The sequence below is a fragment of the Shewanella sp. DAU305 genome (assembly GCF_026802235.1).
GTDB classification, from domain to species: domain Bacteria; phylum Pseudomonadota; class Gammaproteobacteria; order Enterobacterales; family Shewanellaceae; genus Shewanella; species Shewanella baltica.
The window spans coordinates 1,497,966-1,516,932 of record NZ_CP113808.1; the positions used below are offsets into that span (position 1 = coordinate 1,497,966).

Below are 18,967 nucleotides of genomic sequence, written 5' to 3' on the forward strand. Positions count from 1 at the left end.
CATCCTTGAGATGCCATTCGCATCCTTATTCACTCAGCAAATAAAACGAGCATTTTTTATACATAGAGTATTTGCGACAGATGGAGTTTATTCAAGCAAATATTTTTATTAGTCAATAATATAAGCGATTATGTCGCTACTCGATCTTAAAATCCTTAGCGAACAAGAGTTGCAGGGCCTTGAGGTATTCTTGATCTGGTTTAGGTTGCACGAGTTGGGCGAGTTCATCACCAATCGGCGTGAAGCGATAATAGCTAAAAAGCAGATTGCCACTCTTAGGCGTGAGCTTCATTTGTATGCCTTGCAGGGCAAATTGAATCGGTGTTTTATTGTTGAGCAAGCCGGTTTCGAACTCGCTGCTGTGCAGTATTCCCGCATCGACTAAGGTCAGAATGCTCGAGTAGGGTAGGCCAAACTGGGATAAGCCTAAATTGACTGAGGTCGTTTTACGAAAATACTGGCCAATACCACCGGATAAGCGATAGCCGCTGATGAGTTTTAGGCGCTGTTCGCTATTGACCTTAGCCGCCATGCCGAGGGCTTTTTCAAGGATTTGTGCTTCCCTGTGCGTCAGTTGCTTGAGTAGCGCTAAGGTGCGCAGACTGAAGTTGCCGGGATTAATTATCTCGCTCGATAATATCCGTGCCCACAAGTCTTGCATTCTGCGGTTATGGATTTGCTCCGCCATCAAAAAGAATTGATGACTCCAATCGGGATCGAGATCGACTCCAGTCACATCAGATGGCGTATAACTGAGGGCTAAGGCAAAAATGGTTTCCACATTGGCTTGATACTGGCTCGATAACTTGCGGGCTCTATGTTGGGCGCGTTCGGCGATGGAAGCATTCGCAGGGCGATATTCTTGCTCACTGGCTAAGCCTAATTGACGGCCGAGTAGCAGGGCTTTTTTGCGAGCAGATGCCTCGGATGTTGACTCGCCTTCTTCTGCCAACATTAAAATATCTGAATCCTTCATCGCGTTAATCCTTGAGCCTGCATTGGTGGGGAGGTGAGAGCAAAGCGCTCACCTTTATCTGTCTAACTTGTTTGCCTAGCTTTAGCATTTAACTTGAATATCTTGTTTGAATAGCTCGCTTGAGTGCCTAGCTTAGATGGCGATCACTTTAGCGTTCAGTTCTAGACTCAACATTGAGCTTAGCTTATTCCTTGGCCCGTAATTATGCCGCTTTATTCGATCGCTTTAGCGATGGATTTCGCTTTTTTGCTCGTCCAAGACCATAAGGTTTCATTACCCGGTTCAGGATGGCGCGGTACATTGAGCGCCAGAATTAACGAACATACGGCAAAGCCTGCGCCTATGTAAAATACCAAGGCGGGATCGGTTAACCATAATAAGCCCAAAAGCACAGGAATAATCACAGCGGCAATGTGATTAATGGTGAAACTGACCGACATAGTGGCGGCAATATCTTTGCTGTCGGCGATTTTTTGAAAATAGGTTTTCATCGCGATAGCCATAGCAAACAGTAAATGGTCGATCACATACAGCGCTGCCGCCATGTGTGCTTGCTCGACTAAGGCGTAACTGATGAAGACTATGATGAGTCCGACGTATTCCACTGTCAGCGCATTACGCTCACCAATTCGGCCAATAAACCGCCCAATCGCAGGCGCAAACAGCAGATTGACGACATAGTTTATTAAGAACAGCGCGGTAATTTCACTCACGCTATAACCAAACTTTTCGACCATCATAAAGCCCGCAAACACCATAAAAATTTGCCGTCTCGCACCCGAGAAAAAGGTCAGCAGGTAATAGAGCCAATAGCGCTTACGCAGAATGATTTTCTTATGTTGTACTTCCGTAGTCTCAAATTTAGGGTAATACCAAGTCATGGTTAGCACCATGACTAGACCTAACGCACCAATAATCAGATACATGTGTTGATAGTCTAGCTTCAACCAGCTCATCACTAGCCAAATACTGGCATAACCCACTAAGGCTGCGGCCGAGCGCCACGCCAGCGCTTTACCCATAAAACCTGCAGTATCTTTTTTATCGACCCACTGCAGCGTCAGTGATTGGTTGATGGTTTCAAAATAGTGAAACCCGGCGGACATCAACACAGTCGTCAGATACAGGCCGAAGACTTGAGGAAAGAAACCTGTTACTGCCACGCCAATGCATAACAAGGCCAGCGAGAGTAGGGCGAAGGCTTGTTCTCGAATGAGTAAAAGCACAAAAATGGCGGTGAAAGCCAAGAAACCTGGGATCTCGCGCAGGCTTTGTAACATGCCGATTTCAGCACCGGTGAACTGGGCTTTTTCAATCACGAAGTTATTGAGCAGTGCCTGCCAAACGGCAAACACGAGCGACATTACAAAGGTCATCCACAGCAAGAGTGCTTTAGGATCTTTGGTTTTAATGGATTTCATGGATATGGACTCAGGCGATAAGTGTGCAAATGCTAATGCTTTTTTGGCTAATAGGCTAGATCACTTAACGCTTAAAGAGTGTGTGGTTTATGAATCAATATAGCGATTTCTTTGAATAAAAATACGGCCATCAGATCCGGTATACAATCAGATACTAATGTAATTTGTTTGTAAATTTAATTGTAAATTCTAATGCAAATCATTCTCAATTGATCTATTTTGTTCGCGCATTTACGGGGAAGCTGTTACACAGCGCGGAGAAAGAAATGAGAGCAGAGTTAAAGTTGAGTTCATTGGCCATCATGGTCACTGCGTTCATAGGTAGTGTTAATTGTACTGCACAGGCAGCGACGGACCCTGCGATTTTAGAGCAGGCTATCGCAAGGCAAGAGGCTCAATTACAAGAATTAAAGCAGCAGTTATCAGAATTAGCTGCGCAACAGAAACAGCAGCAAGTTCAGCAGACAGACTATCAAGCTAAGACCAGTGTCGCGGTAGATCGTGTTGAAACCGCCGCCGATAAACTTAGCAAGTTTTCATTTGAATCCTACGGTACCGCCGTTTATACCAGTGATGAGTACTTTGATAACGTCCAAGACACCACACCAGAGCGCCGTAATCGTTTCGATTTAGAACGTGTTGTAACTGAGTTCGGCTATCAATTTACCGATGCTTGGAGCATGGAAGTCGAAATAGAGTATGAGCATGGCGGCACCGGCGTCGCTTTAGAATACGATGGTTTTGATGAGTTCGGTGAATTTGAAACAGAAGTCGAAGCTGGCGGAGAGGTGATGATCGAAAAGGCTGAGCTGCGTTATCGTCCGTCTAAAGCCTTTGGTATTAAATTTGGTAATATCCATGTTCCTATTGGCTTGACCAGTATGCTGCACAAACCAAATCAATATCTTACCGTGATGCGTCATCGAAGCGAAGCCGCCATGATCCCCGCCGTTTGGAATGAAAACGGTATCGGTATATATGGTGAAATGGCTGATTTCCACTATCAGGCCCAAATTATCAGTGGTCTCAATTCAGAATATTTTAGAACCTATGATTGGGCAGCGTCGGGTCATCAAAAACGATTCGAGCATGTTAATGGCGACGATTTAGCATTTGCAGGACGTTTAGATTACGGCAACTTTAAGAAAGGTTCCGCCGTTGGTGTCGCTTACTACTATGGCAATACCAGTGGTAATCGTCACAAGAGTAATAAAATCAATGTGGATGGCACAGTTAGCATAGTGTCCGTCGCAGCGGCTTATGTTGAAGGTCCTTGGATCTTACGCGGTCAGTATCTCTACGGTACCTTGAGCGACAGCGATGCCATTACTCAAGCAAATAAAACAACGCCAGGCTTAAGGCCCGGTAACTTCGCACAGTTGGGATCGCAGTCACAGGCTTTCTTTGTTGAAGCTGGCATCGATTTGAATCATTTCACCTCTCTTCCGTTAACCGTTTTTGCCAACATAGATTATTCCAATCCTTTGATGGAAGTCGAAACAGGCACTGCGACTAAGCGTTTTGAAAATACTTGGACCAGTGTCGGCATTAACTATTTTCCTATCCCACAGATAGTGATTAAAGCGGAAGCAGGCTTACAACAAGTAGCCGTCGCGAGCATTCCGGATACTAATTTCTTCGCCCTTGGCGTGGGTTATCAATTTTCGCTCTAGTCACATTCATTTTTGATGGAACAAATAGGACATTAAGCACTATGACATTACGTAAAACGGCAATAGCCATCGCCCTTATGAGTACCTTAGCAGCTTGTGGTGGCTCTGGATCGGATGATTCAACGCCTACAACACCGACAACGCCGGATAATCGCTTTAGTTACGCCGCCACTGAGATGATTATTAACTTGACCGATGACGTTATCGTGGCTGGTTATGCGGACTTAGCCGCGAAAGCGGAAGCCCTTTTACTGGCGACTCAGAAGCTCACTAACTCAACAGCCCAAGCGGATTTAGACGCAGCTCAAGCTGCGTGGAAAGCGGCACGTTTACCATGGGAGCAAGGTGAATCACATATTTTTGGCCCAGTAGACTCACTCAGTATCGATCCACATCTTGATAGCTGGCCGCTTAATACGACCGATCTACAAACACAGCTAAATTCTAATTCAGGTTTTGATGCTGAGACGATTAAGGGCTGGAACGATGATGTACAAGGTTTTCATACCATTGAATTCTTATTATTCGGCGATGGTGTGAATGGTAATACTAAACCTATCAGTCAGTTAACAGCAAAAGAACGTGAGTATCTTATTGCATTGGCCGAAGTGTTCCGTGATTACACTAAGCAGCTCGACGACGCTTGGCAAATAAACCACAATCCGCAAGATACTGACGCTAAACCTTACGCTGAGTTGCTGAAGAATCCCGGTGTAGCAGGCAATACTATTTACTCATCGCAATTGGCTGTAGTTGAAGAGTTGATCAATGGCATGATCGCGATTGTCGATGAGGTCGGTAACGGTAAGATTGCTGATCCCTTTGGTGATTCCCTTGCCACTGCTGATACTTCAAAGGTGGAGTCGCAATATTCTTGGAACTCATTAGATGACTTTGCCAATAACATCATTGGGGTACGAAATGTATATCAAGGAGAGTTCACCGGTAACAGTGATCGTCAAGGCATCATTAACTTCGTAGCAGCTGCCGATGCGAACTTAGCGACACGTGTTAGCAGTGAAATCGATGATGCCATTATCAAGATCCGCGCTATTGCTGGCAGCAATCAACAGCCTTTCCGCCAAGCGATTAAAGATGATGCGGGAAGGGCGCGAATTCAAGTGGCTGTGGATGCCTTGACCAAGCTGAAAACCACACTTGAGTCTGATGTCATACCATTGCTTTCTCGTTGGAAATCTTAATTTCATATTCAGAGCAATGCTAAGGCGATAGAGGTTCTTGGCATTGTCATGAAATGACGCTAAACGACGGAACCCGTTTGGTGAGTTATGTCTTAAGCAGCAAGGATGCAATTGCATAGTTGCTGCTTTGTCATTTTATTTGTGTGAGATTTTTGATGAATAACAGACACGTTTTATTACCTGCATTTTTCATTGGCTGTTTACAGCTGAGCGCCTGTGGTGGCAGTGGCGATGCACAAGATGTTGATACACCCATACCTGAACCCATTGTTTATCCTGAATATACGGATATCACTGCCAGCGGCGGCGCAACGACAACCTTTGATGCAGGTAATTCAGGACATGGTTTCTCTACACCATCGGTAAATCTAACCGCGACTGAACTTGCGCTGCATATGGCGGGCGATAAGTTTTTTGAGACTTCTTTTACCACGGCGCCAAACGCTGAACACCCTGAGTTAGATGGCTTAGGTCCTGTATTTAATAATGCTAACTGCAATGCATGCCATCAACGCGATGGACGTAACTCGACTCCGCAAGTCAGCACGGGCCAGACACGAGTTAAATTGGGATCGGATGCGGGCATCTTTTTGCGGATAAGTAAGGCTGCCAACGATGCCTGTATTAAAGGCGACGTGAGTAATGATTATTGTGCCCCCATTCCAGTACCTGATTTCGGTGGACAACTGTTTCATCGAGGCGTACTGCAAGCACGTAGTGATTGGCAGCAGAATCAGTTTATTGGCCAAGCAGATGTTTACTTATCCTATGAAACAAAGTCAGTGACCTACCCAGACGGTACTGAAGTCTTATTGAAGCAGCCGCTATTTGAAGTGGAAAACCCCTATGATGCGCCCGGCGAAACTAAGCAAAGCCCCAATTTGACCTCAAATCTTTTGCAAGACGATGTGTTAATGGGATGGCGTAATGGCATGCCAGTATTTGGCTTAGGTTTACTCGAAGCGATTGCGGCAGCGGATATTTTGCAACATGTTGATGAAAATGATGCCAATCATGACGGTATTTCTGGGCGCGCGAACTATGTGTTTGATGCTGTGAAGGCACAAACGGGCGATCCAGAACCTGTGTCTTTAGGCCGTTTTGGCTGGAAGGCGAATACCCCGAGTGTGCGGGTGCAATCCTTAGGTGCACTGCGTGGCGATATTGGCATAACCAATCCTCTATTCCCCGATGAAAGTATCAAAGGTACGTCGCTACACGATGCTTATCTCACTCGAACAGGTTTTATTGATACAGGGGAAGATGAAAATGGTGCGCCTGAAGTCGGAGCTGAGTTCAGTGATGCTGTTGTTTTTTATGCTGAAACCTTGGCCGTTCCTGCAAGGCGGAATGTCGCTCAACCGAATGTAAGAGAGGGGGCGAGATTATTCACTCAACTTAATTGTACCGCTTGTCATGTGCCCTCTTATACCACTAAAACGAGTGGCGACATTGGTGGACGAGCCATGAGTGATAGCTTAAAAGGACAGAAGATATATCCCTTCACTGATTTATTATTACACGATATGGGCGAAGGGCTCGCCGATGGCCGACCAGACTTTTTAGCCTCGGGAAGCGAATGGCGTACAAGGCCACTATGGGGTATAGGTTTAACTCAGACGGTTAATCCTCAAGCCGGTTTCTTACATGATGGACGAGCCGCAACTCTAGAAGAAGCGATATTGTGGCATGGTGGTGAAGCTGAAAAGAGTCAAATTGCCTTTATGAATTTATCTAAAAATGAACGTGAGCAAGTCATTGCATTTTTAATGTCTTTGTAAAGCGTGACAGGATGATTTGTCGATTCATCCTGTTTACTGTATTTCAGTATGGGCAAACCTCAGGGTTTGCCTTTTTTTGTGAGCTTGCTAAAACTACCGCATATACCTGAGTGGTTTGGGGCTAAGCCCGTGATCTATTTCATGTAAATTGCAGGGTAAATCACCTAATATGAAATATCTTAATGGTTATTTTGCTTGGGATTAATCGAGGCTAAATTGAAAAGAATTCTCATCATTTATTCTAGTGTTCACGGCCAGACCCAAAAGATCGCAACTAAGCTCGCGCAGCAGTTAACAGCCTTGGACAATGACGTGGTTACCGCTGATATTAAGGCCGCTCCCGCGCTCAATGAGTTCGATAAAATCATCATAGGCGCCAGTATTCGCCATGGTAAACATAATCCTAGCTTGTACGAATTTATCGAAAAGCATCAAGCCGTGTTGACGGATAAGGTCAGTGGTTTTTTCTCCGTTAGCTTAGTGGCGCGTAAGCCCGAGAAAAACACGCCAGAAACTAATCCTTATATGCAGGCATTCTTAAGTAAAACCACTTGGCGGCCACAGTTATTACGAGTTTTTGGTGGTAATTTGAATTACCAAGGCTATAACGCCTTAGATAGGAATATCATCCGTTTCATCATGTGGCTAACTAAAGGGCCTACGGATCCTGTTACGAATGTGGAATACACGGATTGGCAGAAAGTGGCTGATTTTGGTGAGCAGATCCATCGCGCCTAATTTTGGCATTAAATCACGGCGCCGCGTTTTGCCCCTAGCCCACTTTATTCGCGCTCATTAAGCCGTCACGAATGCATTCATCGCAAAGGGCAAAGGAAGCATTAAGTAGGATGAAAAATATGATGAGTAAACTCAGCTCCTTGTTCCGAGTCATGATGGCGTATCTGCATGTGTGGATTGTGATATCGAGCAGTTTACTCGTGTGTGCCAGCCCGTGGATTTTTATGGGCCGACGGATACCCGATAACGCCGGTTTTTGGGACTATTTGCATGTGTATTTAGGGGTAGCGTGCGCAGTGCTGGGGATATTGTTCTTACTCAGCAATACCTTGCATGGTAAATGGCACCAATACTTTGGTTGGCTAGCTGGCGATTGGGCGCAGTTAAAACAGGATATGGTTGGGCTCACAAAAGGCAAATTCCCCGTCGCAGGAGGCAAAGGGTTATTTAGTGCCATCGAAGGTATAGGGATGCTACTGCTGGTGGCGACTGGGATTACGGGTGTCGCTTGGTTGTTATTTCAAGGCACACCCACGGCGATGGCGTGGCGCGATTATCATCAAATTTTTGCGCAGGCTTTTATCGGTTTCTTGATCGTACATTTAGTCTTGGCGGCGAGCCATATTCTCGATTTTATTCACCAATAATAGATTGGAAAATATCACTAAGTGACTGTGTTTATATAGGCGATTGAATTAAGTACTCATATTGCAAGCTTGTATCGAATGCGAATAAAAATGGCCTCCTAATTTGGAGGCCATTTTTTATGCTAGCGCGTATCTTGGATTAACGCTTGTACCTTAAACGAACCTTTGTGTTTGGAATTAGCTAAGACGTTGCTGACGTGTCACCCCTATCGCGGCGGCGAAGACTAAAAATAACCAGCCTAGGCTGCCACCTGATGAGGTTTTAGCGGCTGCGGCATCTTTCTCAACGGCAAGATAGTTAATTAATCCAATTAACTCATCTAAGGTTTTGATGCTGTTTAAATTTACTGCGTATTTATCGTTCACGATAAAGGCGGGTACGCTGTCGATTTTGAATTCATTTTGCTGAGTGCGCCACAGGGCCAGCTTTTCATCGGTGCTTTTGCTATCGGCTAATTCGTCGTATTTAGCGGCATCGACACCAAATTGGGCGAAGACTTTTTTGATGTCATCACGGCTATTAATTTGCGGCTCGTGTTGATGGCCTGGTGCACTATGATCGTGACCGTTTGCGCCCTCAGCACCTTGGATTGCGGTAAACATGGCATGGGTTAAGGCTTCTTTGTTATCAAGGCTTTGGATCACGGCCAAGGAGCGCATTACTTCGGTACCAATGTCGCTATTCATAAAGTCGACATGCTTATTGTCGAAACTTATCTGTTTGTTGAGGTTTGCCTTGATATCGGGCAAATAATTGGTTTCCATGTTGAAGCAGTTATGACAATAAAATGAATAGAATTCAGTGAGTTTAGGTTCGCTGCTAGTCGCTTTGGCCGAGATTTGAGTGTAATGTGTGCCTTCAACAAAATTGGCGGCAAAGCTGCTCAAGGGCGCAATCGCTAAGGTAACAGCCAAGGCTAATTGTTTAATCATAGTTTCCTCAAATTCGGTGGGATTGAATTCACTGTGTCAGTCGTTGTTATCGGCAACATTTAACGGCCAACATAAGCGATAGAGTGAGCTCAACCTAGAAGTTAAGCTAGCCAAAATGCCAGCGTTGACGCATAGGTTTAGGTTAAATGGAAAGGCTTAATTATGACTGAATTGGCTCGTCGTGACTGGGCTAAATCTGTGATCCCAATGGAAGTTTTACCTAAGATTTACTTTAGCGTTGCCTTGGCGTCGCAATAGTGCAGACAGGATCACACAGCTAAATCGATAGGTGTCGATAGGTAACTATTCGATAGGTGTTGATTAATGGCAGGTACTATCGCTGGTGAAATGCTTAGGCAATGTCCCTAAGTGACTGCCACGCTTCGCACACCTCGCGAAAACGTGCCGCATCACCATCGGGTCGGTCTGGGTGCCACTTGAGTGCTAAACGGCGCCATTGCTTGCGGATATCGCGGGCGGTGGCGCTCTCGTCTAATTCGAAAACTCGCAGTGCATTGCCCTTGTTCATCAGATTGATATTTAAGCCAATATAACTCTTATAATTGCTCCAGAAGGCTTCAAGTAATTCACGCACTACGTTTTCGCTGGTGTCATAGTTATTCCAATCGAGATAATACTCACGTAGGGAAGTATCTTGCATAATCAGAAGGTTAACGTTTGATGGGACTAAGCGGAAGATTTGGATTTCCATGGCTTTGACTTGCAGCCATTGCTTTGGCAGTAATATTTCCTGCAGTTCAAACAAGGCGTTCATCAGCAGGAAGTTACGTTTGAATAAATCGTTACCCGGATTTTCATCAAGCTGGTGGATCAGCCCTTGAGTTTGTAATTCTGTGGCTAAGTGATGGATTTTCCAACTTTGGTTCGAGGCTTGTAAAACCGTGAGTAACGGCCAAATCAGTGGGTTATCGCCCTTTGTGTTTGCAACTCGAATCGATTGAGGTTCTTCAGTGAGCGAGGGTTTGGCAAATAACATACTGACTGTCCCATCCTAAATTGTGAGTGTGACCAATGCGCCGATAAAACCGCTGGGCTGCAAAAAAGATGACTCGAAACTACGATAAACGATGATCCACTAAGCTATGCCGTTCTGGACTGTGCAGCAAATCATGCCATAGAGGCAAAGTGTAGGCAAAGATGAATTTTAGAGCAATACCGTGGTGGTTTACTCCTACTTTAGATGGCTTCTTGTGCAAATAAGCCGTTAATAGCAGGCAGGTTTTAGGATATTGTCGGCGAAGAGCGCTAGGGTGCAAAAAATTATGCCCTTGTTTATATCACATTAAATCAAGGGCATGTTTATTATTCACTTAAGATGAGGGCTATATTTCAGTAAAAATCACCTCTTGATCTAAGCGAGACTTAGGCAATTTAGCGTTGAAATCATCCTCTGCGTGATAACCCATAGCGACAACTACGCAGGCACATAGACCTTGCTCTCTTAAGCCTAAGACTTGATTCATTTTAGTGGCATCAAAACCTTCAATCGGACAAGTATCGATATCTAACACGCTTGCGCCGAGCATTAAGGTGCCGAGCGCTAAATAGACCTGTTTCTCCATCCAATGTTGTGCATCTTTCATCTCAAATTTATGCATGTTGGCGAAGAAAGAACGGCCATTATGCTGGGCTTGTTTGGCTTCCTCATTAGCTAAGCGGCCATCTTTTTCCTCTTGTTCAAGGATTTGCAGCAAATACGCTTCATCTAATTGAGTGCGAGTGCAGAGCACCACCACATGGGAAGCATTGAGGATTTTTTGGGTATTAAACGCATAATTCTCGGTTGCTTGGGCGATTAAAGCTTTACCTTCGGCCGTGCTTGCTAATACAAAATGCCAAGGCTGTGAGTTAACTGACGAGGGGCTGAATTGCAGTAGGGTTTTGATGTCTACAATTTTTTCCGCTGGAATCGTCTTTGTTGGATCAAAGGCTTTAGTGGTGTAACGTTTTTTGGCGAAGAAACTTAAATCACTCATGTAACAGCTCCAAATCATCAGGAATACAAATTCAATGGCAGCATTTTAAGCAGGTTCAAGTAAAAAACAATGTGATCAAGACAGGTATTAGTTTCAAAAAAAATTTGAAACTGGATTTAGGATAAGTGATGAAAATGATTGAAACACAAAGAAGCTTAATTGAAGTGCTAGATAGGAATTCTGCGCATTTGTTGTTGAACTACTATCAAGATAATCAACAACATTTAGCGCCTTGGGAACCTATTCGTGGAAGTCAGTATTTAACACTTGAATATTGGCAAGAGTCGTTAACTGCGTCGGAGCAAGCTTTTAGCAATGGTAGTGAGTTTAAGTTTGTCGCACTGACAAAAAACAGGCAGGAAGTCATAGGCATCTGTAATTTTACAGGCGTTACCCGCGGAGCTTTTCAAGCCTGTTTCCTTGGCTATTCTATTTCGCAAAGATTTGAGGGGCAGGGGTTGATGACTGAGATCTTATCTGCAGGAATAGATTACATGTTTAAGGAAGTTGGGCTTCATCGAATCATGGCAAATTATATGCCTGAAAATAAGCGCAGTGCTGCGGTTTTGGCGCAACTAGGATTTGAAAAGGAAGGTTTTGCTCGAGATTACTTGATGATTGCAGGGCAATGGCGGGATCACGTATTGACAGCAAAGATCAATGGATGAGCTTAGTGCTAAGTTATGATCTGGCTTTAGATATAGGGCTTAGGTTGATTAAGGCAAAGCTTTTAGCCTGTATGGCCTATGCTGATTACTCTTTATTAAAAGAAGTCCCATCAGAGTCCAGCTGGCTGATACGCCAGAACAATTCGACTATACCAGTATCCAGCTGCGCATTCGGGCCGCATTAAAAGGTGAGCAGCCCAAAAATCTACTGCCTTTTATCGGTAATGAATGTGATAACCAGCCCAATGGCATTGCGTTTTCCTTAACGGACTACCTCGAATTGGTGGAAGATACTGGCCGAATTATTCGAAGCGACAAACGAGGTGCTATCAGTGAAAATAGCGCCAAGTTACTGACAAGATTAAATATCCCCTATGACAATTGGCTCAAGCTCACTACTGAGTTTGGCAAGCTATTTCATGGCCAGTGGGTACGCTGCAAGAACTGACCGATTACTGCGAACATTTAGAAAAACGACGACAGCACTTTGCGGCAAGCTGTCAGCACTTTCACAGCAACTAACTGTAATCCTGCTTAACCAAACTAATCACTGCTTATTTGTTTTATTGGGTGGGTTAGCATGTCTTAAATACACCAATTTTTAATGAGTTAGCTCATTTTTATGCCTCAGCTTTAGCCCTTCAACTTTTTATGACTCTACTTTAAGCAATTTTAGCTCGTACAAGTTGTAGACAAACCAAAAGTGCATTATGTTGTTGATCTAAAATGGATGGCCAGATTTTTTGTCAAGGATTCGGCATGTGTATCGATAAAACGTATCAATTAAAAATTTTAAAAAATGTACTTTATATAGTAGCTATTTTATTGTCAGTTAATTCTTACTCTAGTAATTTACCATTAACTAATGATGATATTTATCGAGTAGAGCATCCAGAAGGGATGCAAATTATGAGTGCCATTATCACACCCAATGAATCTTTAACTCTTATTTACGAACACTTTTATAATTATGATATGAAAGCTGGTGAGCTCAGGTATAGTAAGCTGAAATTGACTCCAACTTCTATCTTGTCATCAAAGCCCATGACTCTTGAGTTTGAAAATAATAAACAAGTTAATTTTAGAACAGGTGTTAGTAGCATTAAAATAAATAATGTTGAATGGTTATATTTTGTTGAGTCTGAAACAACTTATCATAAACCTGCATCACTCTATAGAGCTCAGTGGGGAAGTAATAACAAACTAGTCAATAGACAATTACTTTCCCTACCTACAGCCATTGCAGCAGGAAGTGCACCCAAATGGTATTTACTTAACAACGGTAAAGTTGCGTTAGTTTACCGTTCAAAGCCCTATTCAGGATGTTGTCAATTATTATTCAGCTTAAGTAATGATGGAATTAATTTTGATAAGCCTGTAGAAATAGGAAGTGGTGGAGCAATGCCTGCGTTAGCAATGTTTTCATCAAACGAGCTTATTTATACATTCCAAACTCAATTTACTAGTAAAGCTGATGATTCAGATGAGCAAGGGAAATCTGGAATGAGAACTCATTTTAGACTTTCTACAAATAATGGAGATGATTGGGGAAAGTCAATTCCAATCACAACGCGAGTTGAAGAGGTTCATGATGCAAGTCCTATTCAACGTAAAGATGGTAATGTAGATGTATATTATTCATCCATTGATAGCAAAGAACATGATTCTTTTACGTTATGGAGAAGATGTGTTTCATCTTCAGGAAAATTAGGGAATGAAGAGTTAGTCGTAAATAGAAGCGTTGGCAACATTGCAAAAGTATCGCCACATAGGTTGAGTGATGGTTCTTTATTGCTAACATTTGTTGAGCAAGGTAAGGTTTATTCTGAAGGAGATCATAATCTTCACGCTGCAAAAATTCTGAGTGATGCTAAATGTGGTTTTGTAGTGACGCTCTAATTTAAGCAATTTTAGCTCGTACAAGTTGTAGATAAACCAAAAGTGCATTATGTTGATCTAAAATGGATGGCCAGATTTTTTGCTTTCAATCTGTCAGTTTCGTTTCCTTGATGTGACAATATCTGACAGATTGCCCTAACTTGGTTCTGCCCCATTTCAATTTAGCGGTATCAGCCAAGTACTGATTCGTAATCAGCTATAGGCCAAATCTTGTTATGCTTCATACTTGGCTGCTTTTCGATTTAAACACTCTAAGCCCCCCTTCTAGTATCAGCACAATAACGGCAAGCCAAATTCCTATATAGGTAGGCCATTCATCTGGGGTGATGGTTTCGCCAAGCATTATTGCAACGACCAATAATAGTAAAGGTTCGACATAGATAAGTAGCCCGAAAAGACTTAGATTTAGGTATGGTGCAGATAAGGATTGTAACCCGAGCGCTAATGCACTTATTGCACCTAAGCCAATGGCTAACTGTTCTGGTCTAATCCCATCGGACACTTAATTTTGAGACAGTATGGTCAATAAATTAAGAGGTCGATATGAGTCTGAAGAAATCACATAAGAGTTATCCCCAGGCATTTAAAGATGAAGCTGTCTTGATGGTGCTAGAACAAGGTTATAGCGTTGCCGATGCGGCAAAGTCTCTTGGAGTTAGCACGAGCCTGCTTTACAACTGGAAGGAAAAACACCAAGCCCTGAAACAAGGTGTCACCTTAGAAGAGTCTGAGCGTGATGAGCTAAAACGATTACGTAAAGAAAACAAAGAATTACGAATGGAGAAAGAAATTCTAAAAAAGGCCAGCGCCTTCTTTGCGAAAGAAATGAAGTAAAATTTCGTTTCATCAAACGGCAATCCAACCTGTTTCCCGTAGCACTGTTATGTCGAGTAATGAGTGTAAGCAAATCAGGCTATTACGATTGGCATAAACGCCCTGCAAACGTGATAAGCCTTGAAACACTGAAGCTTTATCGCCTTGTTCGACAGCTATTTAAGCAAAGTCGAGGCAGCTTAGGGAATCGTGAAATGGTGAAAAAATTGCGCAAGGAAGGCTACCAGGTTGGTCGCTATCTCGTTCGTAAAATTATGCACCGCCTTCGACTCAAAGCAACCCAGCGACGTGCTTACAAGGTGACTACGCAGCGGAAACACTCAGATGCAGTGGCAGATAACCTGTTAAACATGAACTTTAATCCAGTATCGGCTAATCAGGTCTGGGCGGGTGACGTGACCTATTTAAAGACGGGTGAAGGCTGGATGTATTTAGCTGTGGTGATGGATTTATATTCACGCCGGATTGTGGGATGGCACATAGATAAACGCATGACCACAGATTTGATATCTAAGGCATTAATAAAAGCCTACAACCTGCGACAACCAGCGCGAGGGCTGGTATTCCACAGTGACCGAGGCTCGCAATATACCAGTAAGCAATTCGGTAGGCTGCTATTGAGCTATGGTATCCGAGCCAGCATGGGTGATGTGGGAGCGTGTTGGGATAATGCCGTTGTTGAGCGATTCTTTGGCAGCTTAAAACACGATTGGATTTTTAAAGTTAATCAACCAACAAGGGAGTTTATGAAGCAAGATGTGACTGCTTACATGAAATATTACAACTTGGAGCGGCTGCATTCTGCTAATGACGATCTGTCACCGGTAGAGTTTGAAAATTCTCAAGTAAAAGTGTCCAGTTTGGGTTGACCAGTACAAACCATAGTGGTGAGCTGCTATGACTTAAGCTTTCAATCACATAGCCACCACTCAAGATAAAGTAGATACTCACTGGCACACTGAGCATCATATCAAACCATACTCCGCCAATGTTATTCGTATCAGTTTTTTGTCTTAACCAGAAATAGATTGGGTATCCTAGGCAAATGGCAAGTGTTGGCCAAGCTAATGTTTGGGAAATGACTAGTTGATTTAACACACCTATTAATGCAAACAGGCAAGCTATCAATTGCATTCGTGACAATTTGTCTTTAAATGCGAATCGGCCAACGACCACCATAGTGATGGGCATAATAAAATAGCCAAGTGACACCGCTAAGCCATATCCATTGCTGGGAGCCCACATGAATAACCAAAGCTGAATGGCGATTAAAAAGCTTGATGCTATTCGAGTTAACCAAAAGTGCTTTTCACGGATTATTCGCTGATAAATAACGATGACTTGCGACCAGTACCCCTGCACGCCGATAAAAACGGTTAAAAGTGGTAGCGTGAATAGTATGCGCCAACCATAGATTTCCTCACCACTGAGAGTGTCCAATAGGGCTGTATACGCAAACATTAACGCAAAAAGTGCCGATGCGGCCACATTCAGACTTATGCCGAGCGAGGTATTGGAGATTGATTTCATAGCATCCATAACGCAAAAAGGTAATTTAGCTGTATTTTATTATGTTACCTTTAAAATAAGTTCTCTAAATTGATGCTATTTTCAATAAAATTTCTCACTTGGCTGCCAATATGTCGCTCGATAAATACGACCACGCTCTTCTCGCGTTACTCCAACTGAACTGCCAAACCCCTCTACGGGAGTTGGCGGAAGCCGTTCATTTATCTACGGCGTCGGTTCAGCGTCGTATTCAAAAGCTGAAAGACAGCGGTTACATTCAATCTACGACCGCCATTTTAGATCCTGATAAGCTAAATAAAGTCATCACCATTTTTGTTGAAGTTCAGGTTGAAAAAAACGATATGAATTCGCTTCGGCAATTAAAAAAGGACTTTTCTGGTCCAGAAGTTCAGCAATGTTACTACGTGACAGGGGATGCCGACTTTATGTTGGTGCTGCTAGTTTCTCATATGCAACGATTCCAAGAGTTGTGTGATCAAATGTTCCACAATAATGCTAACGTAAAATGGTTCAGAACAATTGTGGTGCTGGATAGAGTTAAGGTGACTTTGGATGTGTTGTAATATCGCAGAACAGATATATAGCATTTTCTGTTAGTTACCAGTCGTGAAGCTAATTTTAATCCACTTGTGATAGCATTAATTGCTCCTGTAAGTTAGCCTAGATTCTGGGTTGACCCCTCTGCCACAATCCCTGTTCTAAGCAATTGAACACGAATTTTTCACCATGCTTTTAGTCATTCGAAATCTACAGATGAAAGCAAGGGATCTATCACGTATATGCCCGAAGCTTGCTAGCACTCGTTTAATGAATCGAAAACTGACGAATGAATACAGAGACATCCAGCCTTAATAGCACAGTTGTTAACCTCCGACTATGCTTGGGTCTAACTCGGAAATGTCCACTAGCTTTTTACGTACATATAGCAAAACTGGTAGTTAAAATTGGCTTTGGGTACCAGTGACCGTTGGCGACATGAATGTCGCCGTCGAGCCTATAAGGACATATTCACGGCGTGTCTCTGGAGAACAATGACAATAAACTCCCTGAACAGATAAACAGCTATTTAGCTTTTGTTCAATTCCTGTTAATTCAAGGCATAGTTCTTATGGTGTAGTGAAAGATGATTGTATCCTGACTCGTCTAATTTCGACTTTGTCATAAACGTTGAATGTAGGGATACTAAATTGAATCATTTACTCACTGCAGGCATTTATTAAATTCACTGCAGTGAGCATGAGGGACAGGACTAAAGCCGCTTAAGCTAGCGCAATACCTTGCTTAAAAACGCTTGGGTACGGGCTTCTTTGGGGTGGCTAAATAGCTCTTCGGGTGGGCTTGATTCAACTACATAACCGCCGTCCATAAAGATCACTCGATCGGATACATCGCGCGCAAAGCCCATTTCGTGGGTAACAATCACCATGGTCATGCCCTTTAGCGCTAAGTCTTTCATCACGTCTAGCACATCGCCGACCATTTCAGGATCGAGTGCCGATGTTGGCTCATCAAATAGCATCAAATCAGGTTCCATCGCTAATGCACGGGCAATGGCAACCCTTTGCTTTTGGCCGCCCGATAAACTGGCGGGATAGGCATTGGCTTTGTCACTCAAGCCAACCTGTGCCAGTAGGTCGAGGGCTTTCGTTTCGGCCTGAGCTGGCGTCATCAGTTTTAGGCTGATGGGTGCTAAGGTGATGTTTTGAATGACGGTTTTATGTGGGAACAGGTTAAAGTTTTGAAACACCATGCCCACTTTCTGCCGCAGTTTATCTACGCTCGCATTTGGCGCTGTGATCAATTGCCCCTCAATCTCGATATCGCCTTGGCTTGGCTGCTCTAACAGATTGATACAACGCAAAAAGGTGCTCTTGCCACTGCCACTTGGGCCGATCACACTCACCACTTCACCCTGACGAATATGCTCGCTAATGCCCTTGAGCACTTTGTTATCGCCGAAGTTTTTATGCAGGTTGGTTATTTTAATCACTTTGTTTCAACCTCTTTTCAAATTTCGACAGCACAAACGTGAAGCTGTAGGTCAGGAATAGGTAAATAAGGGCACAGGTAAATAACGGCACACTGTCCTCGAAGGTACGGCTACGGATGATTTCACCGGCTCGCATAAGGTCGACGCCACCGATAAAGCCAATAACGGCGGTTTCCTTGAGGAGCACGATAAATTCATTTCCGAGAGCGGGCAGAATATTCTTGATCGCTTGGGGCAAAATAATCGACTTCATGGTCATCGCTTGGGATAAACCGAGCGAACGTGCCGCTTCGGTTTGACCTTTGTCGACGGCTTGAATGCCCGCGCGGATAATCTCAGAGATATACGCGCCGCTATTGAGACCAAAGGCGATGATGGCGGCGGTGATTTTATCGACATCTAAGGCTGAAAGCACGATGAAGTAAAGGATCACTAACTGTACAACCACTGGCGTGCCACGGATAACACCGACATAAAGATTGGCGGGGAAGCGGATATACCACTTAGACGACATCTTCATAAAAGTGGTGCCAATGCCTAACACTGCGCCTAATAACATGGCGAAGAAAGTGACGATTAACGTCACCTTCAAACCATTTAATATCAGCAGTATACCTATCATGCCGTCTTCGCCAATTGGGCTGAACAGCGAGCTGTTAATTGCGTCTATCATGCTGA

General features: G+C 43.6%; 17 protein-coding genes and 1 pseudogene. 10 read left to right on the forward strand and 8 right to left on the reverse strand.

Going from position 1 to position 18,967, the window contains the following annotated elements:
* Nucleotides 1-136: 136 nt before the first annotated feature.
* Together OX890_RS06485 and OX890_RS06490 are read right to left on the reverse strand one after the other, a co-directional pair.
* Complete coding sequence (locus tag OX890_RS06485) at nucleotides 137-976, reverse strand: TIGR03899 family protein (RefSeq protein ID WP_268650286.1); 840 nt, start codon at nucleotides 974-976, stop codon at nucleotides 137-139.
* A 212-nt stretch (nucleotides 977-1,188) separates the two neighbouring features.
* Nucleotides 1,189-2,397 (reverse strand): MFS transporter, encoded by a 1,209-nt coding sequence (locus tag OX890_RS06490; protein ID WP_268650287.1) that lies wholly within the window; start codon nucleotides 2,395-2,397, stop codon nucleotides 1,189-1,191.
* A 266-nt stretch (nucleotides 2,398-2,663) separates the two neighbouring features.
* On the opposite strand from OX890_RS06490, the gene OX890_RS06495 reads away from it, so the two are divergent.
* From OX890_RS06495 to OX890_RS06515, 5 genes are all read left to right on the forward strand, one after another.
* Nucleotides 2,664-4,070 (forward strand): hypothetical protein, encoded by a 1,407-nt coding sequence (locus OX890_RS06495; protein ID WP_268650288.1) that lies wholly within the window; start codon nucleotides 2,664-2,666, stop codon nucleotides 4,068-4,070.
* A gap of 41 nt (nucleotides 4,071-4,111) precedes the next feature.
* The gene (locus OX890_RS06500; RefSeq protein WP_268650289.1) at nucleotides 4,112-5,272 is read left to right on the forward strand and encodes an imelysin family protein; all 1,161 of its coding nucleotides are present in this window, start codon (nucleotides 4,112-4,114) and stop codon (nucleotides 5,270-5,272) included.
* A 155-nt stretch (nucleotides 5,273-5,427) separates the two neighbouring features.
* Entirely contained in the window at nucleotides 5,428-7,053 is a 1,626-nt protein-coding gene (locus OX890_RS06505; protein ID WP_268650290.1) for a di-heme oxidoredictase family protein, read from the forward strand.
* Between the two features lie 216 nt (nucleotides 7,054-7,269).
* A complete protein-coding gene (gene hemG, locus OX890_RS06510; protein WP_071940224.1) occupies nucleotides 7,270-7,791 on the forward strand; it encodes a menaquinone-dependent protoporphyrinogen IX dehydrogenase in 522 nt (173 codons plus the stop codon).
* Between the two features lie 119 nt (nucleotides 7,792-7,910).
* Complete coding sequence (locus OX890_RS06515; RefSeq protein WP_268650291.1) at nucleotides 7,911-8,438, forward strand: cytochrome b/b6 domain-containing protein; 528 nt, start codon at nucleotides 7,911-7,913, stop codon at nucleotides 8,436-8,438.
* A 177-nt stretch (nucleotides 8,439-8,615) separates the two neighbouring features.
* On the opposite strand, the gene OX890_RS06520 is transcribed toward OX890_RS06515, so the two are convergent.
* From OX890_RS06520 to nfsB, 3 genes are all read right to left on the reverse strand, one after another.
* Entirely contained in the window at nucleotides 8,616-9,371 is a 756-nt protein-coding gene (locus OX890_RS06520) for a DsbA family protein (RefSeq protein ID WP_268650292.1), read from the reverse strand.
* Between the two features lie 352 nt (nucleotides 9,372-9,723).
* The gene (locus OX890_RS06525) at nucleotides 9,724-10,368 is read right to left on the reverse strand and encodes a DNA-J related domain-containing protein (RefSeq protein WP_006082872.1); all 645 of its coding nucleotides are present in this window, start codon (nucleotides 10,366-10,368) and stop codon (nucleotides 9,724-9,726) included.
* A gap of 346 nt (nucleotides 10,369-10,714) precedes the next feature.
* Nucleotides 10,715-11,368 (reverse strand): oxygen-insensitive NAD(P)H nitroreductase, encoded by a 654-nt coding sequence (gene nfsB, locus OX890_RS06530; protein ID WP_259213515.1) that lies wholly within the window; start codon nucleotides 11,366-11,368, stop codon nucleotides 10,715-10,717.
* A gap of 128 nt (nucleotides 11,369-11,496) precedes the next feature.
* On the opposite strand from nfsB, the gene rimJ reads away from it, so the two are divergent.
* The 4 genes and pseudogenes from rimJ (at nucleotide 11,497) to OX890_RS06550 (ending at nucleotide 15,638) form a co-directional block, all read left to right on the forward strand.
* Complete coding sequence (gene rimJ, locus OX890_RS06535; protein WP_259520714.1) at nucleotides 11,497-12,036, forward strand: ribosomal protein S5-alanine N-acetyltransferase; 540 nt, start codon at nucleotides 11,497-11,499, stop codon at nucleotides 12,034-12,036.
* 44 nt (nucleotides 12,037-12,080) lie between these two features.
* Nucleotides 12,081-12,558, forward strand: a pseudogene (locus OX890_RS06540) (transposase); the annotation flags it as partial.
* A 237-nt stretch (nucleotides 12,559-12,795) separates the two neighbouring features.
* Complete coding sequence (locus tag OX890_RS06545) at nucleotides 12,796-13,935, forward strand: hypothetical protein (RefSeq protein WP_232005152.1); 1,140 nt, start codon at nucleotides 12,796-12,798, stop codon at nucleotides 13,933-13,935.
* 543 nt (nucleotides 13,936-14,478) lie between these two features.
* A protein-coding gene (locus tag OX890_RS06550; protein ID WP_268649517.1) for an IS3 family transposase occupies nucleotides 14,479-15,638 on the forward strand; the annotation gives its coding sequence in 2 pieces (ribosomal slippage) (nucleotides 14,479-14,728 and nucleotides 14,728-15,638; 1,161 coding nt in all).
* Here the strand turns inward: OX890_RS06550 and rarD are convergent.
* Nucleotides 15,574-16,308, reverse strand: a complete 735-nt coding sequence (rarD, locus tag OX890_RS06555; RefSeq protein ID WP_268650293.1) for an EamA family transporter RarD — start codon at nucleotides 16,306-16,308, stop codon at nucleotides 15,574-15,576. The two genes, OX890_RS06550 and rarD, sit on opposite strands and share 65 nt — an antisense overlap.
* Before the next feature lie 101 nt (nucleotides 16,309-16,409).
* Between rarD and OX890_RS06560 the strand changes: the two genes are divergently transcribed.
* Nucleotides 16,410-16,862: an Lrp/AsnC family transcriptional regulator gene (locus OX890_RS06560; protein WP_006085905.1), complete on the forward strand. Its 453-nt coding sequence runs from the start codon at nucleotides 16,410-16,412 to the stop codon at nucleotides 16,860-16,862.
* 701 nt (nucleotides 16,863-17,563) lie between these two features.
* Here OX890_RS06560 and OX890_RS06565 read toward each other — a convergent pair.
* Nucleotides 17,564-18,289, reverse strand: coding sequence for an amino acid ABC transporter ATP-binding protein (locus OX890_RS06565; RefSeq protein ID WP_126491266.1), 726 nt, complete (start codon nucleotides 18,287-18,289; stop codon nucleotides 17,564-17,566).
* The gene (locus OX890_RS06570; RefSeq protein ID WP_006082866.1) at nucleotides 18,282-18,962 is read right to left on the reverse strand and encodes an amino acid ABC transporter permease; all 681 of its coding nucleotides are present in this window, start codon (nucleotides 18,960-18,962) and stop codon (nucleotides 18,282-18,284) included. The genes OX890_RS06565 and OX890_RS06570 overlap by 8 nt, the downstream gene beginning before the upstream one ends.
* Nucleotides 18,963-18,967: the final 5 nt, after the last annotated feature.